At 42.3% G+C, this 25,318-nt stretch carries 27 protein-coding genes and 1 riboswitch; of the genes, 9 read left to right on the forward strand and 18 right to left on the reverse strand.

Features of this window, described 5'->3' with window-relative positions; translation table 11 throughout:
* On the forward strand, positions 1–660 hold a 660-nt coding region (locus tag MTF68_RS18455), incomplete at its 5' end, for an FtsX-like permease family protein (RefSeq protein ID WP_248463287.1).
* Positions 661–673: 13 nt separating this feature from the next.
* On the forward strand, positions 674–1,174 hold the full coding sequence (locus MTF68_RS18460; protein ID WP_024033344.1) for a DUF3299 domain-containing protein: 501 nt from the start codon (positions 674–676) through the stop codon (positions 1,172–1,174).
* A 5-nt stretch (positions 1,175–1,179) separates the two neighbouring features.
* Here the strand turns inward: MTF68_RS18460 and mutM are convergent, their stop codons facing one another.
* Positions 1,180–1,989, reverse strand: a complete 810-nt coding sequence (gene mutM, locus MTF68_RS18465; protein WP_248463288.1) for a bifunctional DNA-formamidopyrimidine glycosylase/DNA-(apurinic or apyrimidinic site) lyase — start codon at positions 1,987–1,989, stop codon at positions 1,180–1,182.
* On the reverse strand, positions 1,989–2,504 hold the full coding sequence (locus MTF68_RS18470) for a hypothetical protein (RefSeq protein ID WP_004589064.1): 516 nt from the start codon (positions 2,502–2,504) through the stop codon (positions 1,989–1,991). The genes mutM and MTF68_RS18470 overlap by 1 nt, the downstream gene beginning before the upstream one ends.
* 118 nt (positions 2,505–2,622) lie before the next feature.
* Here MTF68_RS18470 and MTF68_RS18475 point away from each other — a divergent pair, with 118 nt between their 5' ends.
* Complete coding sequence (locus tag MTF68_RS18475; protein WP_004589063.1) at positions 2,623–3,549, forward strand: manganese-dependent inorganic pyrophosphatase; 927 nt, start codon at positions 2,623–2,625, stop codon at positions 3,547–3,549.
* Between the two features lie 249 nt (positions 3,550–3,798).
* Here MTF68_RS18475 and MTF68_RS18480 read toward each other — a convergent pair whose 3' ends face one another.
* The 8 genes from MTF68_RS18480 to MTF68_RS18515 all read right to left on the reverse strand — a co-directional run bounded on the left by MTF68_RS18480 (position 3,799) and on the right by MTF68_RS18515 (position 11,546).
* A complete protein-coding gene (locus MTF68_RS18480; RefSeq protein WP_248463290.1) occupies positions 3,799–4,548 on the reverse strand; it encodes a HesA/MoeB/ThiF family protein in 750 nt (249 codons plus the stop codon).
* Complete coding sequence (thiE, locus tag MTF68_RS18485; RefSeq protein WP_248463291.1) at positions 4,541–6,067, reverse strand: thiamine phosphate synthase; 1,527 nt, start codon at positions 6,065–6,067, stop codon at positions 4,541–4,543. The genes MTF68_RS18480 and thiE overlap by 8 nt, the downstream gene beginning before the upstream one ends.
* Positions 6,068–6,080: 13 nt before the next feature.
* Positions 6,081–6,872, reverse strand: coding sequence for a thiazole synthase (locus tag MTF68_RS18490; RefSeq protein ID WP_248463293.1), 792 nt, complete (start codon positions 6,870–6,872; stop codon positions 6,081–6,083).
* A gap of 4 nt (positions 6,873–6,876) precedes the next feature.
* Positions 6,877–7,071, reverse strand: coding sequence for a sulfur carrier protein ThiS (gene thiS / locus MTF68_RS18495; protein ID WP_248463295.1), 195 nt, complete (start codon positions 7,069–7,071; stop codon positions 6,877–6,879).
* 7 nt (positions 7,072–7,078) lie between these two features.
* Positions 7,079–8,080, reverse strand: coding sequence for an FAD-dependent oxidoreductase (locus tag MTF68_RS18500; RefSeq protein WP_248463297.1), 1,002 nt, complete (start codon positions 8,078–8,080; stop codon positions 7,079–7,081).
* 55 nt (positions 8,081–8,135) lie between these two features.
* A complete protein-coding gene (gene thiC, locus MTF68_RS18505) occupies positions 8,136–10,088 on the reverse strand; it encodes a phosphomethylpyrimidine synthase ThiC (RefSeq protein WP_248463299.1) in 1,953 nt (650 codons plus the stop codon).
* A 143-nt stretch (positions 10,089–10,231) separates the two neighbouring features.
* Positions 10,232–10,337: riboswitch (TPP riboswitch) on the reverse strand.
* A 94-nt stretch (positions 10,338–10,431) separates the two neighbouring features.
* Complete coding sequence (locus MTF68_RS18510) at positions 10,432–10,830, reverse strand: META domain-containing protein (RefSeq protein ID WP_248463300.1); 399 nt, start codon at positions 10,828–10,830, stop codon at positions 10,432–10,434.
* Positions 10,831–11,141: 311 nt separating this feature from the next.
* Entirely contained in the window at positions 11,142–11,546 is a 405-nt protein-coding gene (locus tag MTF68_RS18515; protein WP_004589047.1) for an acyl-CoA thioesterase, read from the reverse strand.
* Between the two features lie 83 nt (positions 11,547–11,629).
* Here MTF68_RS18515 and MTF68_RS18520 point away from each other — a divergent pair, with 83 nt between their 5' ends.
* Positions 11,630–13,747, forward strand: coding sequence for a TonB-dependent receptor (locus MTF68_RS18520; protein WP_248463301.1), 2,118 nt, complete (start codon positions 11,630–11,632; stop codon positions 13,745–13,747).
* Positions 13,748–13,935: 188 nt separating this feature from the next.
* Here the strand turns inward: MTF68_RS18520 and epmA are convergent, their stop codons facing one another.
* Both epmA and efp read right to left on the reverse strand, forming a co-directional pair.
* A complete protein-coding gene (gene epmA / locus MTF68_RS18525; RefSeq protein WP_248463302.1) occupies positions 13,936–14,910 on the reverse strand; it encodes an elongation factor P--(R)-beta-lysine ligase in 975 nt (324 codons plus the stop codon).
* A 56-nt stretch (positions 14,911–14,966) separates the two neighbouring features.
* Entirely contained in the window at positions 14,967–15,533 is a 567-nt protein-coding gene (gene efp / locus MTF68_RS18530) for an elongation factor P (RefSeq protein WP_004587956.1), read from the reverse strand.
* Positions 15,534–15,574: 41 nt separating this feature from the next.
* Here efp and epmB point away from each other — a divergent pair, with 41 nt between their 5' ends.
* Positions 15,575–16,588, forward strand: coding sequence for an EF-P beta-lysylation protein EpmB (gene epmB / locus MTF68_RS18535; protein WP_248463303.1), 1,014 nt, complete (start codon positions 15,575–15,577; stop codon positions 16,586–16,588).
* Here the strand turns inward: epmB and MTF68_RS18540 are convergent.
* Positions 16,585–16,794 (reverse strand): hypothetical protein, encoded by a 210-nt coding sequence (locus MTF68_RS18540; RefSeq protein ID WP_024031488.1) that lies wholly within the window; start codon positions 16,792–16,794, stop codon positions 16,585–16,587. The genes epmB and MTF68_RS18540 overlap by 4 nt on opposite strands.
* Positions 16,795–16,876: 82 nt before the next feature.
* On the opposite strand from MTF68_RS18540, the gene MTF68_RS18545 reads away from it, so the two are divergent.
* On the forward strand, positions 16,877–17,167 hold the full coding sequence (locus tag MTF68_RS18545; RefSeq protein WP_004587953.1) for a hypothetical protein: 291 nt from the start codon (positions 16,877–16,879) through the stop codon (positions 17,165–17,167).
* A gap of 462 nt (positions 17,168–17,629) precedes the next feature.
* Here MTF68_RS18545 and MTF68_RS18550 read toward each other — a convergent pair whose 3' ends face one another.
* Positions 17,630–18,121 carry a DUF3016 domain-containing protein gene (locus MTF68_RS18550; RefSeq protein WP_248451360.1) on the reverse strand — a complete coding sequence of 164 codons (492 nt, stop codon included), beginning with the start codon at positions 18,119–18,121 and terminating at the stop codon, positions 17,630–17,632.
* A gap of 187 nt (positions 18,122–18,308) precedes the next feature.
* On the opposite strand from MTF68_RS18550, the gene galE reads away from it, so the two are divergent.
* Complete coding sequence (galE, locus tag MTF68_RS18555; RefSeq protein WP_248463304.1) at positions 18,309–19,325, forward strand: UDP-glucose 4-epimerase GalE; 1,017 nt, start codon at positions 18,309–18,311, stop codon at positions 19,323–19,325.
* 325 nt (positions 19,326–19,650) lie between these two features.
* On the opposite strand, the gene zapE is transcribed toward galE, so the two are convergent.
* Positions 19,651–20,760 carry a cell division protein ZapE gene (gene zapE, locus MTF68_RS18560; protein WP_248463305.1) on the reverse strand — a complete coding sequence of 370 codons (1,110 nt, stop codon included), beginning with the start codon at positions 20,758–20,760 and terminating at the stop codon, positions 19,651–19,653.
* Between the two features lie 59 nt (positions 20,761–20,819).
* Here zapE and rsuA point away from each other — a divergent pair, with 59 nt between their 5' ends.
* Both rsuA and MTF68_RS18570 read left to right on the forward strand, forming a co-directional pair.
* Complete coding sequence (gene rsuA, locus MTF68_RS18565; RefSeq protein ID WP_248463307.1) at positions 20,820–21,518, forward strand: 16S rRNA pseudouridine(516) synthase RsuA; 699 nt, start codon at positions 20,820–20,822, stop codon at positions 21,516–21,518.
* A 120-nt stretch (positions 21,519–21,638) separates the two neighbouring features.
* Positions 21,639–21,983, forward strand: a complete 345-nt coding sequence (locus MTF68_RS18570) for a four helix bundle protein (protein ID WP_248463309.1) — start codon at positions 21,639–21,641, stop codon at positions 21,981–21,983.
* Positions 21,984–22,040: 57 nt separating this feature from the next.
* On the opposite strand, the gene MTF68_RS18575 is transcribed toward MTF68_RS18570, so the two are convergent.
* From MTF68_RS18575 to MTF68_RS18585, 3 genes are all read right to left on the reverse strand, one after another.
* Positions 22,041–22,814, reverse strand: a complete 774-nt coding sequence (locus tag MTF68_RS18575; protein WP_248463310.1) for a YggN family protein — start codon at positions 22,812–22,814, stop codon at positions 22,041–22,043.
* A 248-nt stretch (positions 22,815–23,062) separates the two neighbouring features.
* Complete coding sequence (galU, locus tag MTF68_RS18580; protein WP_248463311.1) at positions 23,063–23,944, reverse strand: UTP--glucose-1-phosphate uridylyltransferase GalU; 882 nt, start codon at positions 23,942–23,944, stop codon at positions 23,063–23,065.
* Between the two features lie 214 nt (positions 23,945–24,158).
* Complete coding sequence (locus tag MTF68_RS18585; RefSeq protein WP_248463312.1) at positions 24,159–25,163, reverse strand: NAD-dependent epimerase; 1,005 nt, start codon at positions 25,161–25,163, stop codon at positions 24,159–24,161.
* Positions 25,164–25,318 lie beyond the last annotated feature (155 nt).

The following is a 25,318-nucleotide window of genomic DNA, read 5'->3' on the forward strand; positions in this document are numbered from 1 at the left end:
GAGCACGATGAGCACGATGAGCACGATGAGCACGATGAGCACGATGAGCACGATGAGCACGATGAGCACGATGAGCACGATGAGCATAACAACCTAATCGGTGAGCCAAGTCAAATTACTGCGTTTTTAATGGGATTCGACTCGCCTTTATACACATTGCAAATTAGGCGTAATATCAACCAATACAAAAAAGAGCCACTTCTGGCCATTATGCCCACAGTGACCTTAAAAGAGCTGTGGCAAATGCTCGCCATTGTCGAAAAAGTACTCTTACTGTTTTCAGGCGTTGTTATATTAGTCAGTTTATTGGGTATGTTGACCACGCTACTGGCCAATTTAAATCAACGCCGAAGAGAACTTGCTATATTGCGCTCAGTCGGCGCACGGCCATGGCAGCTATTTACACTAATAAGCATGGAGTCGTTATTTACAACATTATTAGGCTGCCTAGTTGGCTGTGGTTTGTATTATGGCGTTATGCTTATCAGTAGCAGCTATTTGCAAAGCCATGCAGGCATAAGCGTTAATATTGCCATGCTCTCTTACTATGAACTCACTTTAATAGGCGTTATTATGGCCGCTGGGTTTATAATTGGCTTAATACCAGCTATCCGCGCTTACTTTTATTCGCTTAGCGATGGTATGAGTATAAAAACTTAACTTTAGGAATTTCATGATACTTTTTAAATCCGCGCTTTATTACTGCATGCTAGTAAGCTGCCTACTTATTAGCTTTGTCAGTAGTGCAAACCCGCCGAAAGAAATTTTTTGGGAAGACTTAATCCCACAAGGGCATGTACAAATAGATACCCAAGCACAGGCTAACCACGAAGGCAGTGAACAAAACTGGGTGCAACCAGAGCTAGATGCTCCTGTGGTTGAAGCATTAAATGGCCAATCAGTGAGCTTACCGGGGTTTGTTGTTCCACTTGAGGGCGACAGTGAAGTTATTACTGAGTTTTTGCTTGTGCCATACTTTGGCGCGTGTATTCACGTACCGCCCCCGCCGCCAAATCAAATCGTTCATGTAACAGTAAAAGGTGGCGTACCCATAGAGAGCCTGTATGATGCGATTGTTGTTACCGGCGTTATCAGTACCGAAACCTGGTCTGGTGAAATAGCCCAAGTGGGCTATAAAATGAAAGCCGTCGGTGTGGCACCGTTTGAGCTATAACACGGCTATTTTTGGCAGTGCTTACAAAACACCGTACTGCGCTGCCCTAGTCTAATTTCTTCAAGTGGCGTTTTACACGTTACGCACGCCTCTCCTTTTCGCCCGTACACTAACAACTGCTGTGCAAAATAACCTGGTTTGCCATCACTTTGGGCAAAGTCTTTAAGGGTTGTACCGCCTTGTGTTATTGCTGCTGCTAGAGTGTCTTTAATAATAGGGATCAGGGTTTGATATCGCTTTAACGATACTTTGCCTGCTTCGCGTTTTGGGTGTATCCCCGCCTTAAATAACGACTCATTGGCATAAATATTACCTACGCCCACCACCACCGCGTTATCCATAATAAATTGCTTCACGGGGGCTTTTTTATTTCGCGATTGCTCGTATACACGCTTTGCAAAAAAATCATCCGTAAGCGGCTCAGGGCCAAGTTTTGAGAGTAACTTATGAACATCCCCTGGTGCTTGCCATAAACAGCAACCAAACCGGCGAGGGTCGTTTAATCGCAGCGCCTTGTCATTACTAAGAACAAACTCAACATGATCATGCTTTTTAAGCGGCTCGCGTTTATCTACAACGCGCAAATTACCCGACATTCCCAAATGTAAAATAGCACTCCCTAATTCGCAGTGCAGCAATAAATACTTTGCACGGCGCTCAATTCGCTCTACCTTCAACCCTTCTAACTGATAAACATCATCGGGCACAGGCCATCGCATGCTGGCATTATAAATATTTACCTTCGTCACCACCTGGTTTTCTACATGCGGGGTGATCCCCAGTCTACTTACTTCTACCTCTGGTAATTCAGGCATTAATGCAACTCACTTTTTGAAAAATCAACACTTGGAAATAACTGCTTTGCAGTCGCTAAATCAAGCCCCATCACGCGCTGGCTATTTTTTTCCAACAAATAATACTTACCGTTACCTTTGTACAGTAAATAAACCCAAGGTAAGCGCTCGCCAGCCAACTCAAAGGTGGCCACGTACAATGGTGAGTTTGGATTAAATACAACAGACTCATTTACCTGCATCAACGCAGCCGTTTGCCAATGGTTAATTAGCTCAGCTAATTGCTGCTGTGATGCATCCCACCTCACGGGCGTATTTTCTTTTAATGCGGTTGTACGCCAACTTGTACCAATACGTTCAATTTTCTGATCAACAAAGCTCAGTGTTAACACAAAACTTTGTAATGGCAGTACCGGTTGTAATGTAGGCTCGTCTTCGCCCCCTAAAAACTGCTTATGCCAGCCATTTAAAAAGAAGATCATAATCAACATCGAAAAAATAATAACGTTGTTCCAACCTTTGCGGCCCAGTCGCATATTTATACACCCAGTAAATTCAAGATTTTAAAGTGTAACTAAAACTTAATTGCACTGTCTATATGTTAAAGGCCACAGACTTTGGTAGAATATCGGCAAATTTAAAGGAGTTCCGTCAATGTCTATGTATGTAGTGGGCCATAAAATCCCAGATTCAGATTCAATTTGTGGTGCAATTGCACTTGCTTATTTAAAAAACCAAATCGATGAGCCAGCAATTCCAACACGCCTTGGTGAAGTGTCACCAGAAACTCAATTTATCCTAGATAAATTTGGCTTCGAAGCACCTGAGCTTAAATTAAGCTACGCTGGCGAAGATGTATATATTGTTGACCACACAGAAAAAACACAAGCACCAGATGATATCGACCAAGCACGTGTTGTTGGCGTAGTCGATCACCATAAACTAGGCGATTTAACGTCATCTACACCGCTTGAGTGTTGGATCCGTCCGGTAGGCTGTTCAAACACCATTATTAAAATGATGTATGACTTCTACAACGTAGAAATCCCTAAAGATATTGCTGGCATCATGCTATGTGCAATTTTAAGCGATACCGTTATTTTTAAATCGCCGACCTGTACAACGGCTGATATTAAATGTGTAGAAGCACTAGCAGAAATTGCCGGCATTGAAGACTTTAAAGAACTAGGCATGGACATGTTCCGTGTTAAGTCAGCTGTTGAAGACACCCCTGTGCGTGACTTAGTAATGCGTGACTTTAAAGACTTCAACATGAACGGTCACCTAGTCGGCATTGGCCAGCTAGAGGTTATTGACCTTGCAGTGTTTGACGAAATTAAAGCAGACTTAGAAGCCGATATTGCTAAGCTAAAAATTGAAGGCAACCGCCACTCAGTATTCTTACTGCTTACCGACATCATGAAAGAAGGCTCACAAATGCTGATCGCTTCAGATGATGCAAACCTTGTAGAGCAAGCTTACGGTGAAAAGCCGAGCGAAGATAAAGTATGGCTAGATGGCGTATTAAGCCGTAAAAAGCAAGTAGTACCACCACTACAAGACGTGTTTGCCAAGCTGTAAGCAAAAATAAATATTAAGCACCGCGTTTACCATAAACGCGGTGCTTTTTTATTGGTAGGCGTGAAGCTTGCTCACGCAAAAAAGAAAAAGCGTAAATAGATTTTATATCAACGCGCCAGCAAGCAAGGCGCCTATAGATTAATTAAACTACGATGCTAATTTTAGCTGTAGACGAAGAGCTTGCTTACGTTAGAAGCGCAGCTTCTCATGGCTTAACCCCGAGTTTAGCCCCGCGAATTACCTCATACTTTATTCACCGCACTCTTTGCAGTTTATATCTTTAATCATTTTAAATTGCTGTTGCTTTAAGCTCAGCGCATCAAAGCTGATAAACACACTACCTTCAACATGCCCTAACAGCATATTAAGCGTAAGCTGTGCCTGCATAGAGCCTATAATTCCTAACAGTGGGCTTATTACACCTGCATTACTACAATTTACAGCGGGTGCGGCGTCACTTTTTGCAAAAACACAGCCATAACACGGGCTATTATTTTGCCTAAAATCAAACCCCATTAACTGCCCTTTCTTTGCCAGTGCTGCACCTGCAATTAAAGGCAGCTTATGAGTAGAGCAATAACGGTTAACACTGTAACGTGTGGCAAAATTATCAGAGCAATCAAGTACTATATCGGCATTTTTTAAAAGCTCAGCTGCGTTGTTATCATCGAGCTTTTTACAATGCGTCACTATTTCTATTTGATTATTAAGGCTTGTTAATACTTTGCCAGCAGCAGTGACCTTGTTTTGCCCTAAGTGATTAACTTTATAAAGCACTTGGCGCTGCAAGTTAGAAAGCTCAACCGCATCATCATCTATTAAAATAAGTTTACCAATACCTGCCGCAGCTAAATACAAAAGTGCAGGGCTACCTAGCCCGCCAACTCCCACTACTGCAACGGTGGCTGCTTTAAGTGCTAACTGACCTTCTAGGCCCACTTCTTTTAATAATAAGTGGCGACTATAACGCAGGGTTTCTTTATCGCTAAGCTTATTCATTAGGCTGGTTTATAGCACTTTGTAGCACACTAATTGCAGCAATATAATCATCCGCTTCACTAATCGCTCGTACAACCGCAACACTGCCTACTCCAGTACTTGCAACCTCGCTTGCGCGGGTTAAATCTATGCCGCCAATGGCAACAGTTGGGTAGCTTTGCATTAATGGCACACACTTTTTAAGTTTATCGAGACCTTGTATTTGGCCACTCATATCTTTGGTCGTGGTTGGGTAAATAGCACCAAATGCCATATAACTTGGTCGATAGTTGTGCGCACGTAACATTTCGTAAAAACCGTGGGTAGAAAGCCCAAGCCTTAGCCCCGCAGCTTTAATCGCTGCTAAATTAGCGGTTTCTAAATCTTCTTGGCCTAAGTGTACGCCGTAGGCACCGTGCTTTATTGCCAACTGCCAGTAGTCGTTTATAAATACGTGAGCGTGGTACTTTTTACCCAGCTCTACGGCCTGCTTAATTAACTCATCAAGCTCAAGGTCGGTTTTATTTTTAACGCGAAGCTGCGCCGTAGTAATACCTTGCTGCAAACATTTATCTAGCCAATCTAGGCTATCGACCACAGCATATAGGCCCAACTTTTTGCTCTCACAAGGTGCAAAATCAGCCGCCATATTAAATTCCAGCGGCACATCAAAATCAAGCTCATCACCAAGCCAGCTGCCAGGCTCAATTACTTGCGGGTAGTCATCTAACTGTGTAGGAAAAGCAGTATGTGCAACAGGGCCTATTCCTTCGCCGTATCTAACCGACTGCTTTAAGCCCTGATTTATATAAGCTTTAGCTAAAATAAAAGCATCTTTTAGGGGGTAGCCTTTTGCTAAACACGCGGCAATAACCGAGGCCATACTGCAACCTGTGCCATGGCTATGAGGGCTTTGAATTTTTTTATTCCCAAGCCAATACTCTTCGCCGTTTTGTGTGCAGTAATCAATACAATAACCAGTTGGGTAATCCCAGTGCCCGCCTTTAATTACAACCGCTTTTGCGCCCCAACTTAATAGCTTTTTAGCTGCGTCTTTCACGGCGCTTGGGCCAATTAAATACACCCCTGTTAGCAATTGCGTTTCGTGCGTGTTAGGCGTTATTACATCCACCAGCGGCATTAAGCATTCTTTAATGGCACTTACGGTATCTTCCTCTGTTAATACATCACCACTTGAAGCAATTGCAACGGGGTCGTAAACAATCACAGGCGGTACAGGCCATTTAGCTTTGTAATGTGCTATATGCTCGCTTATTAATTGAATTTGCTGCACATTAGCCAGCATGCCAATTTTAATTACTTTGGCTTTCATATCGCTTTCGAGTGCGAGTAATTGCGATTCAATAATATCGGTAGATACCGCGTTAATGGCCTCTACACCTAAGCTATTTTGCGCCGTAAGCGCGGTAATTGCAGTACAGCCATGCACGCCAAAACTTTGCATTGCTTTTATATCGGCTTGAATGCCTGCGCCACCACCTGAGTCTGAGCCTGCAATTGTCCACACTAAATTATTCATACTCTTTATTTCCTTACTGCTGATGCCAAAACGGCATGCCTATTGTGGGGGTTGATGGGGCGGCTAAGTCTTTTTCGGGCATTGCTTTTGCCTTATAAGCAAAGCGCCCTGCTTCTACCGCGGCTTTAAATGCACGACTCATCGTAATTGAGCAGCCAGCCCCTGCTATCGCTGAATTTAATAATACCGCATCATACCCTAATTCAAGCGCTTGGCAGGCATGCGAAGGTAAACCAAGCCCCGCATCTACAATTAATGTTGTGTTTGGTAAGCGCTCACGAATTGTTTTTAAATTATAACTATTTAAAAGCCCCTTACCGGTGCCAATAGGCGCGCCCCAAGGCATAAGCACCTCACACCCTAGCTCGTTTAAACGCTGGCAAAGAACTAAATCATCTGTGCAGTAGGGTAATACTTTAAAGCCATCATCAATTAATATTTTTGTGGCTTCTAACAATGCGAATGGGTCGGGCTGTAAGTTGTAGTCATCACCTATTAGTTCAAGTTTAATCCAATCGGTTGCAAATACTTCACGGCACATTTTAGCAAGTGTTACGGCTTCTTTTACACTGTGACACCCTGCGGTATTAGGCAGTATTTTAAGGCCGGTGTTTTTTATAAGCTGCCAAAAGTCATCCCCTGCTGCAGCGCTTTGCTGGCGCCTTAATGACACCGTTACTATTTGCGCGCCAGAGGCTTTTATAGACTCTTCCATCACCGCTGGAGAGGGATAAAGCGCCGAGCCTATTAATAAACGGCTATTTAGTTGCTCGCCATAAATAGTTAAGCAATCGTTACCTTGCATAATGCTACCCACCTTGAATAGGCGATAACAACTCGATGCTATCCCCTTCGTTAATTGCGGTGCTGGCATGCAGACTTTGTGGAATAAATTCGCCATTTAGTGCCACCGCAAATGGAGGCTTTGCACCAAAATTTTGTAATACATCAACAAGCATTGCGCTTTTAATAGTTAACAGCTCACCATTAATTGTTATAGTCATTTATTACTCACCCTATTTGAGATAACGCATCAGCCACTAAGGCGGGCCCTAACATGTAGCCATGACGATATAAGCCATTAATGCTAATTACGCTACCTGTTTTTAAAACCGCAGGGCGGTTATCGTTAAATGCGGGGCGTAACCCGCTTTGAATATTTAACAGCCGTGCTTCGGCAAACCCGCTGTGCACAGTGTAAGCCGCCGAAAGTAGCTCAAGCGTGGAGCGTACTGTTGCAGGGCCGCTATCATCAGACTCTATTTCAGTTGCACCAATTACATACTCATTATTTGGTTTTGGCGCTATATAAATTGGGTAGCGCGGGTGCATTAAACGCACCGGCCGCGTTAAATTAACCTCAGGTGCATGTAACCTGGCCACTTCACCGCGTACGCCTCTAAGGGGTTTATCGCCTTTAGCACCTAAGCCACGACAGTCAATAATGTAATCAAACGCGCGGTTATTCACCTCGCCGTTTTGAATGCTAACGCGTTGGTTAAAAACAAACTTAACCTTACGTTTATTAAGTATGGTAAAGCTTGCTTTATAAAAGGCCTGGTTATCTATTTGCCCTTCGCAGGGTAAAAAAACACCTTGGTTAAAACGATTAGCTAATTCGGGTTCTAACTGTTTTATTTGCTGAGCATTTAACGCCTGCGCGCTGTGCCCTGCTATTGGCTTTATTCGCTGACTAAAGCTTTGTAAGTCACCTTTATCTTGCTGGTGCGCCACAACCAGCGTGCCTTTTTGCTGATAAAAAACCTCGCCTTCAAGCTCGCTCACTATCTCTGGCCAGCGCTTGAGTGAATTTAGCCCCATGATTGCTAAATCCGTTTCACATAATACCGACTCAGCAAGCGGAGCAAGCATTGCCGCAGCCACTTTACCGGCACTATTTTGTGTGTGTTCGTCACTGGCTTCAAACACGGTTACATGATGCGACTTACTAAGCTCAAGGGCAGCTAAGCGCCCTGCTAAACCAAACCCCACAACAGCAATGTTGTAAAACATAAAACCTCCTTTTAATAACAGGCTAGCAGCCATAAGCCGCTAACCTGTTATTGGCTTATATTGCTTTGTGGTAAATTTCTGAGCCCGTTTGTTTAAACTCTTCAGATTTCGCTTTCATTTGCGCTTCTACATCAACCATTTTGATCTCAATTGCATCACCAACATTGTTAGGATCGATTCCGCGTGATTCGAGATCTTTTGCGTAATCGCGTACCTCTTGGGTAATTTTCATTGAGCAAAATTTAGGGCCGCACATAGAGCAAAAGTGCGCTACTTTGCCAGACTCTTGCGGTAAGGTTTCGTCGTGGTATTCACGGGCACGTTCTGGGTCTAAACCAATGTTAAATTGGTCGTGCCACCTAAATTCAAAGCGCGCTTTAGATAATGCATTATCGCGCTCTTGCGCGCCGGGGTGGCCTTTGGCTAAGTCGGCCGCATGCGCTGCAATTTTGTAGGTAATTAGGCCCTCTTTTACATCTTCTTTATTGGGCAAACCTAAATGCTCTTTTGGTGTTACATAACACAGCATGGCACAGCCGTACCACGCTATTTGTGCAGCGCCTATACCCGATGTTATATGGTCGTACCCTGGTGCTATATCGGTCGTTAATGGGCCTAATGTGTAAAAAGGCGCTTCGCCACAATGTTCTAATTGCTCATCCATATTGGCTTTAATCATGTGCATTGGCACATGGCCTGGGCCTTCAATAAATACTTGTACATCGTGTTTCCACGCAATTTTTGTAAGCTCCCCTAACGTACGTAGCTCACTAAATTGCGCTTCGTCGTTGGCATCAGCAATCGAACCTGGACGAAGGCCATCTCCAAGCGAAAAACACACATCGTATTGTTTTAAAATTTCGCAAATATCTTCAAAGTGCGTATATAAAAAGTTTTCTTTATGGTGCGCTAAACACCACTTAGCCATAATTGAGCCACCACGCGATACAATGCCGGTTACACGCTTTGCCGTCATTGGCACATAACGCAGCAATACACCGGCATGAATGGTAAAGTAATCAACGCCCTGCTCGGCTTGTTCAATTAACGTATCGCGAAATATCTCCCACGTTAGGTCTTCGGCCACTCCGTTTACTTTTTCAAGCGCCTGATAAATGGGTACCGTGCCAATGGGCACCGGCGAATTACGTACTACCCACTCACGGGTTTCGTGAATGTAACGCCCGGTTGATAAATCCATTACGGTATCGGCACCCCAGCGCGTAGACCACACCATTTTTTCTACTTCTTCTTCGATTGATGAGCTTACCGATGAATTACCAATATTAGCGTTAACTTTAACTAAAAAGTTACGGCCAACTATCATGGGCTCGGTTTCGGGGTGGTTAATATTATTTGGTAAAATAGCGCGACCGCGGGCTATTTCGTCGCGTACAAATTCAGGGGTAATAAAATCGGGAATACTCGCCCCAAACGATTCGCCTTTATGCTGTGCTGCTAGCAGCTCTTCTCTAATTTGTGCACGGCCCATGTTTTCGCGTATGGCTACGTATTCCATTTCAGGGGTAATAATGCCTTGGCGAGCATAATGCATTTGCGTCACGTTTTTGCCCGCTTTACCACGGCGAATTTTAGGTAAATGATCAAAGCGAATATGATCAAGGCCGTCATCGGCCATACGTTGCTGAGCAAATTGCGAAGTGACCGAGTCGAGCACTTCAGTGTCGTTGCGCTCTTTTATCCACTGCTCACGAAATTTAGGTAACCCCTTACGTACGTCTAGCTCAAAGTTAGGGTCGGTATACGGGCCTGATGTATCGTAAACACGCAGTGGCTCGTTTGGCTCATACACAGGGTTTTGCTCATCACCACCAATAAACGTATCGCTTAATGTAATTTCGCGCATACCCACGCGTACACCGCTTTGGCTACCCTCAACATACACTTTTTGTGAGCTTGGAAATGGCTGACCCGTTAAATTATAAATGTAATCTGACGCAGCAGCGCGCGTTTCTCGACGTGTAGACTTATTTGTAGTGTTTGACATGACTTACCTCATTGCTAAAGGGTTGTCTTGTCAGATATTCCATAAGGAATAGAGAAAGATCGTAAAGCAGTGGTTACGCTGCTTTGCGGCCTAAAATGGCTAGTTATTTTGTTGTGCGCATAAAAAAAGACGCACAAGCGTCCCATTTTAGGCAGCTTGTTCCCTACGCAGGTTTTAACCTGATCAGGTTCACGGATCCCGCTTTCGCGATCTCAGCCTTAATTATTTAAGGCACTCCGACAAGTAAAATTATGTTCGTTGATTTGCTATTTTGATCAAATCAGCGTTGAGTGTACGCCAGTTAAAAATTGCCTGCAAGGGGCAGTTTTAAATACTCATGCCACTACTTTGCAATAAACAAAAAAGTTTGATCGCCCTGCATAACTAACTGTGGGCCTTGCATGGTAAGCGTTGCACCTTCTCTTAGCGCTTGTAAAAACTGCTGCTCTAGCTCATCAACGTCTTCTCCGCACGACTTACGCGTCATGCCAAGTTTATTAACGCTAATACTGCTGTCTTTAAGCTCGCCTTCACCAAAAAACTTATTACATCCTGCAAACCCGTTTACTTGCAACGCTTCAATAAAGCTCATTGATGCACTGTAAGAGGCCGGCACAGCTAAACCATCAACCTTTGATAGTTGCCATTGTGTGTACTTTAGCTGCTCAGTGGTCACCGTCCCTGTGGCTGTACAACCAATACATAAACCGATTAAAAGCATCGGTAGTGCTGCTAATTTCATGCTATTTCTAACTAAATATTTAATTACCGTAATAGTAACAATTTTTATGCGGTTTATCCGTTAAAAATGCATGTTTTAAATGTAAATTTTTGTTCTATGATAGTTTAGAGAGTGTTGAACTTTGCAGATTAAAACGTGTTCACAGTAAGGGGGCTTTAATCGCTTTGCTTGGTTTGTAACTTAGTGGGCTCGATAACAGCACCTACGCTACCCGCTATTTACGATAAACAACCCCACTGCCTAGGCGCTGCTTTAAAACAAACTAGGTTAAATTTAATCCCAAAGCTCACAGCCCCTAAAAATTATACCCGCTAATCCTGGGTGTAATTTTTAAATAAATTATCTATTTCGGGAGGTAAAAAAGGGCGCCCTTTTTCATTAACCGAAGTGCCTATAACCTTGGCTTGTAGCATTACTTTGTTGTCGTGTTTACGCACTAAGGTTTGCTTAAACGCAAACTTTATACGGCTTATACGCTCAGGTTCAACTGCTATATAAAATTCATCATCTGGTACAAGCGAATGTTTATAATCAACCTCACTGCGTATCACCACTAAATTGACTTTTTGCTTTGCTAGTAGTGCAAAATCAACCCCATTTGCAAATAAAAACTCATGGCGAGCATGCTCTAAATAATTAAAGTACACACTGTTATTTACAATTCCTTGTAGGTCACATTCGTAATGGCGCACTTTAAAATCAACTTTAAAGGTCATATTAGTAATCCTGATTATTTAACGTATAATCGCTGCGTTATAACACAAGTATTAAAATAATTGCTACCATACGAGTCCCCAAAATGGAGTTAAGTAACCTAATGAACTTACGTTTGTCTTTAATTACTGCGGCGTTATTACCGCTAATTAGTACACCACTTATAGCAAACGCTGATGACAGCGACCTAGAACGAATTGTTGTTACAGGCGACTTTCAACGTGAAAGCATTCAAACATTAAGCGCTAGCGCTAGCCTATTTAGCAAAGATGAAATTAACCAACGTGGTGCAAGTTACTTAGACGAAATGCTAGGTAGTACAGCCAACGTAAACTTTACATCTGGTGCGTCTCGTGGTCGTTATATTCAAATTCGTGGAGTGGGACTTCGTTCACAATTTGTAGATCCAATTAACCCATCGGTTGGCTTAGTTATTGACGGCATTAACTACTCGGGTTTAGGTGGCAGCTCATTATTATTTGATATAGACCAGGTAGAAATTTACCGCGGCCCACAAGGCACTCGCTTTGGTGCAGACGGCATGGCCGGTATGATCCAAATGGAATCAGCTCAGGCAACTGCCGATCCTAGCTTAAAATTACAAGTGGGTATGGGTACTTATAACTCACGCGAAGCAGGCCTTGCAGCGAGTACCGGCTTAACTGATGATACAAGCGCACGCGTAAGCTACTTTCGTAGAAAATCAGACGGCTATGTAGATAACCTGTATTTAAACGACGAAACTCAACAACAAGATGAGCAAGTAGCCCGCTTTAAATTAAACAGCCAACTTACTGAGCATTTAAACACAGAGTTAAACCTGCACTACATAGATATAAACAACGGCTACGATGCGTTCACGCTTGATAACAGCCGTAATAGTGTAGCCGACGAGCCAGGCCAAGATAATCAACAAAGCTACGCCATTGGTATTAATAATACCTACACAGGCTTTGATGCCTTTGATGTAAGTTTAAACCTTTCAGCCATTGATACAGAGCTACTTTACAGCTTTGATGAAGACTGGGTATGTAACGATGCAAGCGAGCCACAATTATGTGCAGCTGGCTTACACCCTTGGGGTTATAGCTCAACCGATGTGTACACGCGTGATCGCGATGATCAATCGGCTAATTTACAATTTAATTCTAAAACAGGTAACTGGGTTGCCGGTGTTTACTATCAAAACCGCGATGTAGATTTAGAGCGCGAATACACATGGCTTGCAAGTACATTTGCATCAACCTACGAAACCAGTAACGTAGCTGTTTACGGCCAAGTAGCCACACCTATCGGCCCTAAAACCACACTCATTACCGGTTTACGTGTAGAGCAATACCAAGGTGATTACACCGACAGCAACGGCTTTATTGAAGAGACTGACGACGTAATGGTTGGCGGTAAAATAGCACTTGAATACCAAGTGATTGACCGTACTATGATCTACACCAGCATTACCCGTGGTTATAAAGCTGGCGGTATTAATTCAGAAGCATTAGCAAAAGCTAAAGATGAAGGCTTAAACCTAGATGCTGATTTTTTCCAGCAGCATACAAGCTTTGACCCAGAATACCTTTGGAGCGGCGAGTTTGGCGTTAAGGGTTCATCGCTTGATGATAAATTTACCCTGCGTTTAGCAGCATTTTATATGCACCGCGACAACATTCAGTTAAAAGCATGGCAAGTAGAAGGTCAGCAATTTACAGGCTACGTTGATAACGCAAGCTCTGGTAGCAACTACGGGCTAGAAGTTGAAGGTAGTTACCAACTTACCGAAGATTTATTCTTAACAGGTAGTGCGGGTTACTTAAACACAGAAATTGACGACTTTGTAACGCAATCAGGCTTAAATCAAGACGGTCGTGAGCAAGCGCAATCACCTAAATATCAATACGCATTTAGCGCACGTTACAACTTTACTAATGAGCTGTACGGTATGATTGGTGTTGAAGGTAAGGACGATTACTACTTCTCAGATAGTCATAATTCAAAAGCACCCAGCAGCAATTTAGTAAACCTAAGTTTAGGCTACGAAGCCGACATGTGGGCAGTGCGCGCATGGGCACGTAACGTATTTGACGAAGAAGTACCAACCCGCGGCTTTGAGTTTGGTAACGATCCACTTGATGGCTACGCTACACACACCTACGTGCAATTAGGTGAACCAAGAGTAGCGGGTATAACGTTTACGTTAGAGCTGTAAGCTGTTAGCTGTTAGCTGTTAGCTGTTAGCTGTTAGCTGTTAGAAAAAATAAATATTAAGCACCGCGTTTACAATAAACGCGGTGCTTTTTTATTGGTAGGCGTGAAGCTTGCTCACGCAAAAAGAAAAAGCGTAAATAGATTTTATATCAACGCGCCAGCAAGCAAGGCTTGCCTACAGGACAAGCATCACGCCCTATCTACATCAAACGCGATGACTTCTTTTATTGTATCTTTAGCGGTGGCTAGCATAACTAACCTGTCTATACCCATAGCAACGCCTGCACATTGCGGTAAGCCGTGCTCAAGAGCGGCGATTAAGCGAGTATCCATAGGCACGTGGTTTAACCCATTGGCGGCGCGATAAGCGTTATCTTCATCAAAGCGCTTTGCCTGCTCTTTAGCATTAGTTAGCTCATTAAAGCCGTTCGCTAATTCCATATTTTTATAATAAAGCTCAAAGCGCCCTGCTACGCGGTTATCATGCTCACAAATCTGTGCCAGTGCCGCTTGCGATGCCGGAAAGTGATACACAAAACACGGCTTAGTTTGCCCAATAGTTGGCTCTACTTTCATACAAAATAACAGCTGCAGTAAGGTATCTTTATTGGTTTCGTTTTTGGCTATATCGGCAAAGCCGTGATCGCTGGCAAGCGTTTGCAATTGTCTAAGCGTAGCTGTTAATGGGTCAAGCGCTAACACTTGCTCAAACGCTTGTTGGTAAGTAAGACGCTCTGCAGGCTCTACATTTAAAATGAGCTGCATTAGCTCATCCATTTCATCCATTAATGCAAACTCATCAAACCCAGGGCGATACCACTCAAGCATGGTAAACTCGGGGTTATGATGGCGCCCCGCTTCTTCGTTTCTAAATGCCTTACAAAGCTGAAATATGGGCCCTGAGCCTGCTGCTAGCAAACGCTTCATTGCAAATTCAGGCGATGTTTGTAAATAAAGCGGCAAGCCACCCGCGTGGCCTGGGCCTACAAACTGCGTATTAAAACTTGCTAAATGCACATCGGTTACACTGGCACTGCTTAAGCTCGGTGTTTCTACTTCCATTACATTACGCGTATAAAAAAACTCACGAATGATTCTAAGTATGGCTGCACGCTGCTTAAGGGTGTTTATGCTTGCACTAGGTGCCCAAGGTGTTGCTGACATATTTTCTCCAAAAAAAATCCCAGCTTAAGCCGGGATTTTATAAACCGTACTCAAGCTTACTTAACACGGCCTACGTATTCACCGCTACGGGTGTCTACTTTAATTACTTCACCAATTTGTACGAATAATGGAACGCGTACTACTGCACCAGTGCTAAGCGTTGCAGGTTTACCGCCTGTGCCCGCTGTATCGCCTTTAAGGCCTGGATCAGTTTCAGTGATCTCAAGCTCAACAAAGTTAGGTGGAGTAACCGCGATTGGGCTACCGTTCCATAATGTAATTGTACATACATCGTTTTCAACTAACCATTTAACGGCATCGCCAAGTGCTTTTTCGTCAGCGGCAATTTGTTCAAATGTTTCGTTGTTCATAAAATGCCAAAACTCACCGTCTGTGTATAGGTACGCTAAGTCGGTATCCATAACATCGGCGCCTTCAACTGATTCACCCGATTTAAAGGTTTTTTCAAGCACCTTACCAGAGATAAGTTTGCGGATACGAACACGGTTAAACGCTTGGCCTTTACCAGGTTTTACCATTTCATTTTCTAAAATACTGCAAGGTTCGCCGTCCATCATAATTTTTAGGCCGCCCTTGAACTCGTTGGTGCTATAATTCGCCATCGTTTCCTCTATTTAATTTTTTTCGAGTAATCTACGTGCCAATGATACAAAGAAATGAAGCAAATTTGCATAAAAACTGGCAAAAAGAATTAGCAAATGTAGTTACCTGCCCAAAAACCTTGCTTGAAATGGTCGGTTTATCGAGCCAAGCCCATGAAAACGACCTAAAAGCCCGCAGTTTATTTCCGGTACGCGTGCCAGTCCCTTTTATAAAAAAAATACGCAAGGGCGATGCAAACGACCCCTTATTGCTACAAGTTATGCCACGCCATCAAGAGTTTTTAACCAAAACAGGTTTTAATAAAGACCCTCTGCTTGAGCAAGACAACGAACAGCCTGGGCTTTTACATAAGTATAAATCCCGTGTTTTAATTATGTTTAAAACTGGCTGTGCAGTAAATTGCCGTTACTGCTTTAGGCGCCACTTCCCGTATCAAGAAAACCAGCTTAATAAAAAAAGCCTGCTTGATGCGCTGAGCTATATAAAATCAGATGCCAACATAAACGAAGTGATTTTAAGTGGTGGCGACCCACTTATGGCCAAAGACGATGCCATTAGCTGGTTTTTAGATGAGCTTGAACAGTTACCTCAAATTAAACGCATGCGAATACACAGCCGTTTGCCTGTTGTTATACCTGCGCGTATTACCTATGAGCTGTGCGCGAGGCTAAAGCAATCACCGCTAAAAATTATATTTATTAACCATATAAATCATGCCAACGAAATAGACGACGAGTTTAAAGCCGCCATGCAAAAGCTAAAGCAAGCAGGCGTAACGTTATTAAACCAGGCAGTTATTTTAAAAGAGGTGAACGACACCGTTGAGGCACAAATAAATTTAAGTGAGGCGTTATTTGATGCAGACGTACTGCCTTACTATTTATATTTGCTAGATAAGGTTGAAGGCGCTAGCCACTTTGATATAGAAGAGCCACAGGCAATAAAAATAATGGCAGAACTATTAAAAGCCCTGCCTGGATTTTTAGTGCCTAAATTAGTAAGAGAAATAGGTGGTCAAAAAAGTAAAACACCTATCGACCTTAAGTTAGTTTAAACGTATATATTTACATTGTTACCCAGTGTTGCAGTGACCGACTGAGCCGGTGATTGCGCACTTGTTGGCTGGGCAGCACCTTCAATTAGTGCAAGTGCTGCTGCGCCATCTGCTAATTGCTGCTTTTTAGACAAAGCAGCGGTATATACTTCACCACCTTGGCCAGAGCTAGACATAGCGGGTAGATTTCCACCTGATATATTCATCGTTATAAGCCTTAATCAACCTGACATTTAAATGTAATCCAAGTACTATATCGGCAATGCAGTACAAAGCTTTAGGAAAACCATGGATTCTATAATTGAACAACTCAACGCTAACTTAAAAATTGTTTATCGCCAAGCACTTGATGCCGACAAAAAACTAGATGAGCTACAGCAACAAGGCCACGGTAAATTTAAAGCCTTGTTCCCAGCTGATGCCGGATTTAGTTTTGAAGCTAAACGCTTTAAGCCATACGTACTTGATGTAGCAGCCGATGTAGAAAGCTTAAGCACAGATGGTTTTGATGAAGAAAAGCTTAAAACAACGGTTATTAAGCTACAACAGTTACTTACCCTGCTCGCTACGTTTAAATAATAGTTGTTAGCGGTTAGCGGTTAGCGGTTAGCGGTTAGCGGTTAGCCAGAATAAATTATTAAGCACCGCATTTTCAATAAACACGGTGTTTTTTAATTGTAGGCGTGAAGCTTGCTCACGCAAAATATAAAACACCTCTATTTTAACCAAGCGCCAGCAAGCAAGGCGTTTACAATTAATTATTACTTCTTCACTGCTGCGTGTTCTCTGTGGTGATAATAATTTCTTAATTACTTATGCACTAGAACAAAACGCTTACCACCGAGAACACCGAGGCTTTGCGCGCTACACAGAGGAAACACACAAGTAGCAGCGAGTTTACCTCGCGTCTGGCATTTAATACAAAATACGCGGCATAAAGCCGCGACTACAACGTGCCCTCTAAAGCGCAGCGCCCTCTTAACCTCTTTGTGAATTAATGCTCTAAATTTTTGTAGATGTAGAGCCTGCTCACAACATAGCCTAATCTAAATTTGCTAAAATTTGTTCGCCAAACCACTCTGTGATTAAGCGTTTTTCATAAAAAAACGGCTCGTCACGACCCATTTTAATTTTATCCATAAAGCCCATGTCTTTAAGCTCTACATCGTCCTCTTCACTCACTACACTCCCTTTATTATCGCTTAGCGAGTAATTGAGCTTAATGCGCGGAAAATAAATAGGTTTTACTACGCGTATTTCATCCATACCGCCATAGCGCACGTCCCCTGCTAAATCGATATCGGTTATTTCTAAATTTAGCTTGTAGCCTTTTGGCAATTGCTCGGCCAGTTTAGAAAAATGTTTTTCGAACTGAGTAGCAATTTGTTTATGGTACGACGCTTTACCCTGGCTAGAAGCGCGCACATCGCGGTAGTCTTTAAAATCTTGCCACTTAACTACAGATTCTCCAGCGTGTGCAAATGCAGGTAATGTAATACACATTGCCATAGCGATTGTTTTAACTGAATTCATAGCATTCTCCAAAGGGGCAGTACTAATTATTTAGACTTAGCCCAGTAATAGACCATACAAGTTTAACACTAGTTTATTAACCATTACTTAATTAACCTATTTTAATACGCTTTTAAAATAAAGCATGTAAATAGTAAGAATATGTGATGAAATTAAGATAATTGAAAAAGGTATCCACGGAGCATTCATGGCAATTTTAGTAACAGGCGGCGCAGGCTACATAGGCTCACACACCGTTTTAGAACTTTTACAGCAAGGCAGCGAAGTTGTTGTTGTTGATAACTTAAGTAACGCATCAAAAGAGTCGCTTGCACGCGTAAAGCAAATCACAGGCAAAGAAGCCACGTTTTACCAAGGCGACATTCTTGATAAAGTTTTTTTAGATGCCATTTTTACAAGGCACACCATAGAGAGCGTTATTCATTTTGCTGGCTTAAAGTCAGTTGGTGAGTCGGTCGCTAAACCTGTTGAGTACTATCAAACAAACGTACAAGGTACGCTAACACTTGTAGATGCCATGCGTGATGCAGGCGTATTTAAATTAGTATTTAGCTCATCAGCCACAGTTTACGGCGACCCTGCAAGCTTACCGATTAAAGAAGACTTCCCGGTAGGTGGCACAACTAATCCATACGGCACATCAAAACTGATGGTTGAGATGATGCTGCAAGATATTGCTAAATCAGATGAGCGTTTTGCATTTGCTATTTTACGCTACTTTAACCCAGTGGGCGCACATGAGTCAGGCTTAATTGGCGAAGATCCAAATGGTATTCCTAATAACTTACTGCCTTTTATTGCCCAAGTTGCAGTAGGTAAATTAAAGCAGCTTGCTGTATTTGGTGATGACTACAACACCGTTGATGGCACTGGTGTGCGCGACTATATTCACGTTGTAGATTTAGTGATGGGGCACTTAAAAGCGCTTGATAAAATTGCCAACAATACCGGCGCACTTGTATATAACCTTGGCACAGGCAATGGTTACTCTGTACTGCAAATGGTTAACGCCTTTATAAAAGCCAGCGGCCAAGACATTCCTTATCAAGTATCGCCTCGTCGCCCTGGCGATATTGCCGCATGTTACGCCGCGCCAGAAAAAGCACTTAATGAGCTAGGCTGGGAGGCGGTGCGTGGAATAGATGCCATGATGGAAGACACATGGCGTTGGCAATCAAATAACCCTAATGGTTATAAAAGTTAATTAAAAAATACTTTATAGATTTTGCCTGTTTCACAAGCAGGCAAATCACCTATAAACAATTTTACTACCGCGCTAATTTTTTAATGTAGAGGTAGAGCTTGCTCACGTTAGAAGCGAAGCTTCTCATAGCTTTATCAAAGGGGTTTAACACAACGTAAAAGCGCTGCTTTTAAACGCCAGCAAGATGCGCGTCTACAAGACCCACTGCACCTGTGTTATTTTAGTCGTAGGCGTGAAGCTTGCTCACGCACAAAGTTGAAATACCAGTATTTTTATACCAACGCGCAAGCAAAGCGCCTATAAATAAACTTAGCGTCAGCGCTAATTACCAATTTTGCATTTCGACAATACGCGACTGCGTTCGCGCATATTCAAAGCTTAACTTTTGCCCCTGATACAAATACTCAACGTGCGCGTGGGCGTTTATAACTAATAACTTGTGGCAATCGTAAAACTCGTCCACCAATGCAATAAAGCGCCGCGCTTCGTCATCTAAATAATGCTCATTTAGGGTTTGTTTTTCGCGTTGATAACTGTCTTCAATACCATGCACTATTACTTTACCTGTTGCGCCTACACCCATTTTTGGCACATTTTCTATATATAAAATATCAAACTGCTTGGCTAAAAACATATAATCGTAAGGGCTACGCGCTCCTGAGCAAAGCGCCATAAAGTCGATCATTAATGCATTATCTGCGGTTAATAAGCACGGTAAGCTGCGGGAGTGTACCTGTAAAATTTGGTTTTCCTTTGCTTGTGGATACTGAGATAAAAACTGCTTTTTAAACTCGCTTATAGGTAAATTAATAAAATAATGGCGGCTATTTTTACCGTACCTAAAGCGATGGTCATCCTGCCCAGCAACACTAATAACATGGCAATAATTTTTAATTAAATCGATTGTGGGTAAAAACCGCGCGCGCTGTAGGCCATTGCGATAAAGCTGCTCAGGTTTTGCGTTAGAAGTTGCCACCAGCACTACCCCACTATCAAACAAGGCGTTAAATAACCTTGCCATAATCATTGCATCGCCAATGTCGCTAACAAAAAACTCATCAAAACACAGCACTTTTATATCTTTCGCCCATTGTTTAGCAATTAACGTGAGGGGGTTTTTATGACCTTGTAGCTGGGCAAGTTGCGTGTGTATTTGCGCCATAAAGTGATGGAAATGCAGCCGCTGCTTACGCTCAGTGGGTAAGTTTTTATAAAATAAATCCATTAGCATGGATTTACCCCGCCCCACCGGCCCATGCAAATAAACCCCTTTAATTAATGGCGCTTTTTTCCACCAAGGTGTTTTTGTGTGTAACTGTATACTCAGGTTATCTAACGCATTTACCGCATTTTGCTGAGCGCTATCAACACACAGTTCACCCGCATCTATTTTTGCTTGGTAAAGCCTTAAAATTTGTGGGCAGTTTACTGACATGGGGTTTCACTATCGGCTATAATCGCCGCCATTGTAGCCGACTAAAAATGTGAACCAAAATGAAATTCCCTTGCCGCTTAGATAAATTTATTAGCCACCTAGCCGAGCTACCACGCTCAAAAGCTCGCGCGGGTATTAAACGCCAAGAAGTGCAAGTAAATGGGGAAGTTGTTAGCGCGTTCGATTTTCAAGTAACCCAGCAAGATGAAGTAACATTTGCTGGTGAGCCTATGGTATTTTTAGGTAAACGCTACTTTATGCTACACAAACCTGTAGGCTACGTGTGTGCCAATGTAGATGAACTACACCCCACAGTATTTGATTTACTCGATGAGCCAAATATGGCCGACTTTCATGTAGCAGGTCGCCTTGATATAGACACCACCGGCTTAGTACTTATTACTAACGATGGCGATTGGTCGCACCGTATTACCTCGCCAAAGCACAACAAATTAAAAACCTACTTAGTAGAAACACAAGAGCCTATAACCGAAGAAGTATTAGAGCAACTACGCAGCGGCGTACAACTTCACAACGAAAAAGATCTCACCCGTCCAGCGAAAGCAGAAGCACTTGCCACCTACAGCTTACGTTTATCAATCAGCGAAGGTAAATACCACCAAGTTAAACGCATGTTAGCCGCGGTAGGTAACAAAGTGGTAGAGCTACACCGCGAGCAAATAGGTAATATTATACTGGACGAAAACTTAGCAAGTGGAGAGTATAGGGAGTTAAAAGAGGGAGAGGCTATTCTTTAAAGCTTTTAGCTTTTAGCTTTTAGCTTTTAGCTTTTAGCTTTTAGCTTTTAGCAAAGTTAACACTCTTGCTTAGTTGTACTACCCTTTCTTTATTAGAATTGATAATAAATAGAGGGTGAAATGAATTTTGAAAATTTAGAAGTATGGAAACGTTCTGCACGATTAAGCGCAGATATTTATAAGGCAGCTGCAACCCTCAAGGACTATGCTTTTAGGGATCAGCTAACACGCTCGGGGCTCTCCGTGCCAAGCAATATAGCAGAAGGAATGTCCAGAGAGAGTAATAAAGAGAAAAGGCGTTTTCTAGATATTGCAAGAGCCTCCTTGGCCGAAGCAAGAACACAAATATATATTGGCATTGATATTAAATATATAAACAACATCGACGGCAAGGAGTGGCTTAAAGAAACAAACGAACTATCAGCCATGATCCAATGCCTCAAGCTAAAAATCCCACAGAACTAACACTTATAGCTCATAACTAACAGCTTACAGCTTATAGCTAATAACTCCCCACTTTCCTTACGATTTTATCTGCACTAAATCAAAGTCAGCCATGCCTGGGACAATCGCTTGCAAGCGTGATTCGGTCACATCGAGTGCGTTTAAACATTCACAGTATTCAGAGGCTTTAAGCTCAAGTTGCTGAGCCTTTTTTTGCAGTGATTTATCTATTTCTTTAGAGATAATATCCATACGTTGGCCCATGTCGTTAATGCGGTCTTCAATATTACCTTCGCGTGATTTAAACGCATCACCAAGCGACATTAAAATAGCCCCTAACGAACCATGTACGGCAGAGTGTATTTGCTGGCTAATTTCTTTAGTGAAAAAATCATCTATTTGCGAAAGCGACTGTGGCGCGATAAAGAAGAAGTCATCACCGCGCTTAAATTTGTCCATAAGCGCACGCTCTACGTACTGGAGCTGGGTTTTTAGCACCTCTGGCTCTTTGTCAGACATCCCCTCGACTACATGTTCAATGGCGCTTAAACCTAAGTTAACACCATCGGTAGCCAAATTAACAAGCTCCGGCACCGTATGGCGAATACCATTGCTAAATTGCTCAAGTACTTTGCTTTCTTCAGTGCTTAAATCAACCCAGTAACCTCGAATAAAAAGCTGATTGTTATTATTAATTTGTACGCGTGTTTGGCCTTTATCAAGAATACGTATAACGTCGTCAGTGATAATTAAGCCATGACTAAGCTCAACATCGCACTGTGACTGAGCTAAAACTGCAGAGCTTAAAAGTGCTAAACACAACGCCAATATCGAACGAGATAACAACGCCATATACACCTCAACAAGCTAAAAAAGGAAGGCAAGTAGGTTAACAAAAAACCAACTTTATGCAAGAAAATTTAGCGAAGCATATAATGGGATTAATAGGTTAAATATTCTTAATAAAAAGCCGGTGAAGCATTCACATCACCGGCAATTAAATACCTATTCTTGCTATGCCCAATTCAATACGCAATAGCTATAATCATTAGCACAAAGCCATCCACATATGTAAAACTAAAAAGTGTTAAGATGTTGTTCTATTTAGCAAGTTTATTTAAGTATCGAGTAAAGTCATCACCAAGCTTACTATCACGCATGCCGTATTCAACAATCGCTTTTAAGTAACCTAGCTTATCGCCACAGTCGTGAGAACGACCACTCATATGAAATGCTTCAACAGTTTCTTGAGTCATTAGCGCATCAATAGAGTCTGTTAACTGTATTTCACCACCAGCGCCCACAGGCGTTTTAGCAAGTAGCGGCCAAATGTTTTTACTCAATACGTAACGCCCTACTACAGCAAGGTTTGAAGGTGCCTTGTCGGCATCTGGTTTTTCAACCATTGTTTTAATTGCCGCACTGTTACCTGGTGTTAGCTGTACGCCGTTAATATCAGCAATACCGTATTTACTTACATCATCTTGTGCTACTGGCTCTAGCATAATTTGACTTGCTTTAGTCTCGTGAAAGCGTTTGATCATCGCGGCTAGGTTTTCAGTTTTTTGATCGGCCGTGTAAGCATCAAGTATTACATCAGGGAGTAATACTATAAAGTCGTCATCACCTACAATTGGCTTTGCACATAAAATAGCGTGCCCTAGGCCTTTAGCTTCGCCTTGGCGTACACTCATTACCGTTACATCAGTGGGACAAATAGAGCGTACTTCTTCAAGTAACGCACGCTTAACGCGCTTTTCTAAGGTTGCTTCAAGCTCGTAGCTGGTATCAAAGTGGTTTTCTATGGCGTTTTTAGAGCTGTGCGTTACAAGTACAATATCTTTAATACCTGCAGATACACACTCACTCACTATGTATTGAATCAATGGTTTATCTACAATTGGTAGCATTTCTTTAGGAATTGCTTTAGTCATAGGTAACATACGTGTGCCAAGGCCGGCAACAGGAATTACAGCTTTCATGGGTAGTCCTTTGTTTGTAAATTAATTATTTTTAAGTTAACAGGTTATATGTAGATGGGGGCTGAATGAATGGGAAGCTATCAGCTATCAGCTATCAGCTATCAGCTATCAGCTATCAGCTATCAGCTATCAGCTATCAGCTATCAAAATGTAAATTAAACTATTTTTAAGTAAACACTGCTTTCAAAAAGCAGTGTTTACCTCGCTATAAAGCTTACTTATAAAAGTTTTTATACCACTTTATTAGCTCTCTAACGCCTTGCTTAACATTTACTTGGGCTTTGTAGCCAGTTACTTTAAACAAATCTTGCATGTCGGCATATGTTTTATAAACGTCACCCGCTTGCATTTCGCGAAAGTTTTTATTTGCCTCAATACCAAGCTCAGCCTCAATTGCTTCAATAAACTTCATTAGGTTTATTGGACTCCCATGGCCAATATTATAAATAGCATAAGGAGCAGAGCTAGTAGCTGGCGAACCGCTCTCTACTCTCCAGTCTTGGTTTGCTTGAGGTATAACATCAGCAGCACGTACAACAGCTTCTACAATATCGTCAATGTAAGTAAAGTCACGCCACATATCACCATTGTTATTTATATCAATAGTATCCCCATCAAGTATCTTTTTAGTAAAAATATACGGCGCCATATCAGGACGACCCCACGGGCCATAAACTGTAAAAAAGCGCAGCCCAGTAGTTGGTAAGCTATATAAATGAGAATAGCTGTGAGCCATTAGTTCATTAGCTTTTTTAGTCGCCGCATAAAACGATACTGGGTGATCAACACTATCGGTAGTTTCAAATGGCGTTTTTTCGTTTAGGCCATAAACAGAGCTAGATGATGCATAAACAAGGTGCTTAACATTGTTGTGCCTACACCCTTCGAGTACATTTAGGTACCCCACTAAATTAGAGTCGGCGTATGTATCTGGGTTCTCTATTGAGTAGCGTACGCTCGCTTGCGCAGCTAAATGTATTACTTTATCAAACTGTTGTACTACAAATAACTCGCTCATTACTGAGCGCTCACTTATATCGAGCTTAATAAACGTAAAGTTATCGTGGCTTTCAAACTGCGCCAAACGTGCTAATTTTAAATTTACATCGTAATACTCGTTTAAATTATCAATACCTACTACAATATGGCCCGCAGCTAATAATTTTTGACACGTTGCAGCACCAATAAAGCCCGCTGCACCTGTAACTAAATACTTCATAAAATTCCTAAGTTTGGTAAAGTAAAAAGGTGAAAGGTGAAAGGTGAAAGGTGAAAGGTGAAAGGTGAAAGGTGAAAGCATAAAGGCCAAAGATTAAAACACAAAGATCAAAACTCAAAAAACCTAATCCCAAACTTTAATCGTTTCCATTAATG

The sequence above is a fragment of the Pseudoalteromonas sp. 2CM37A genome (assembly GCF_023161885.1).
Taxonomy (GTDB): domain Bacteria; phylum Pseudomonadota; class Gammaproteobacteria; order Enterobacterales; family Alteromonadaceae; genus Pseudoalteromonas; species Pseudoalteromonas atlantica.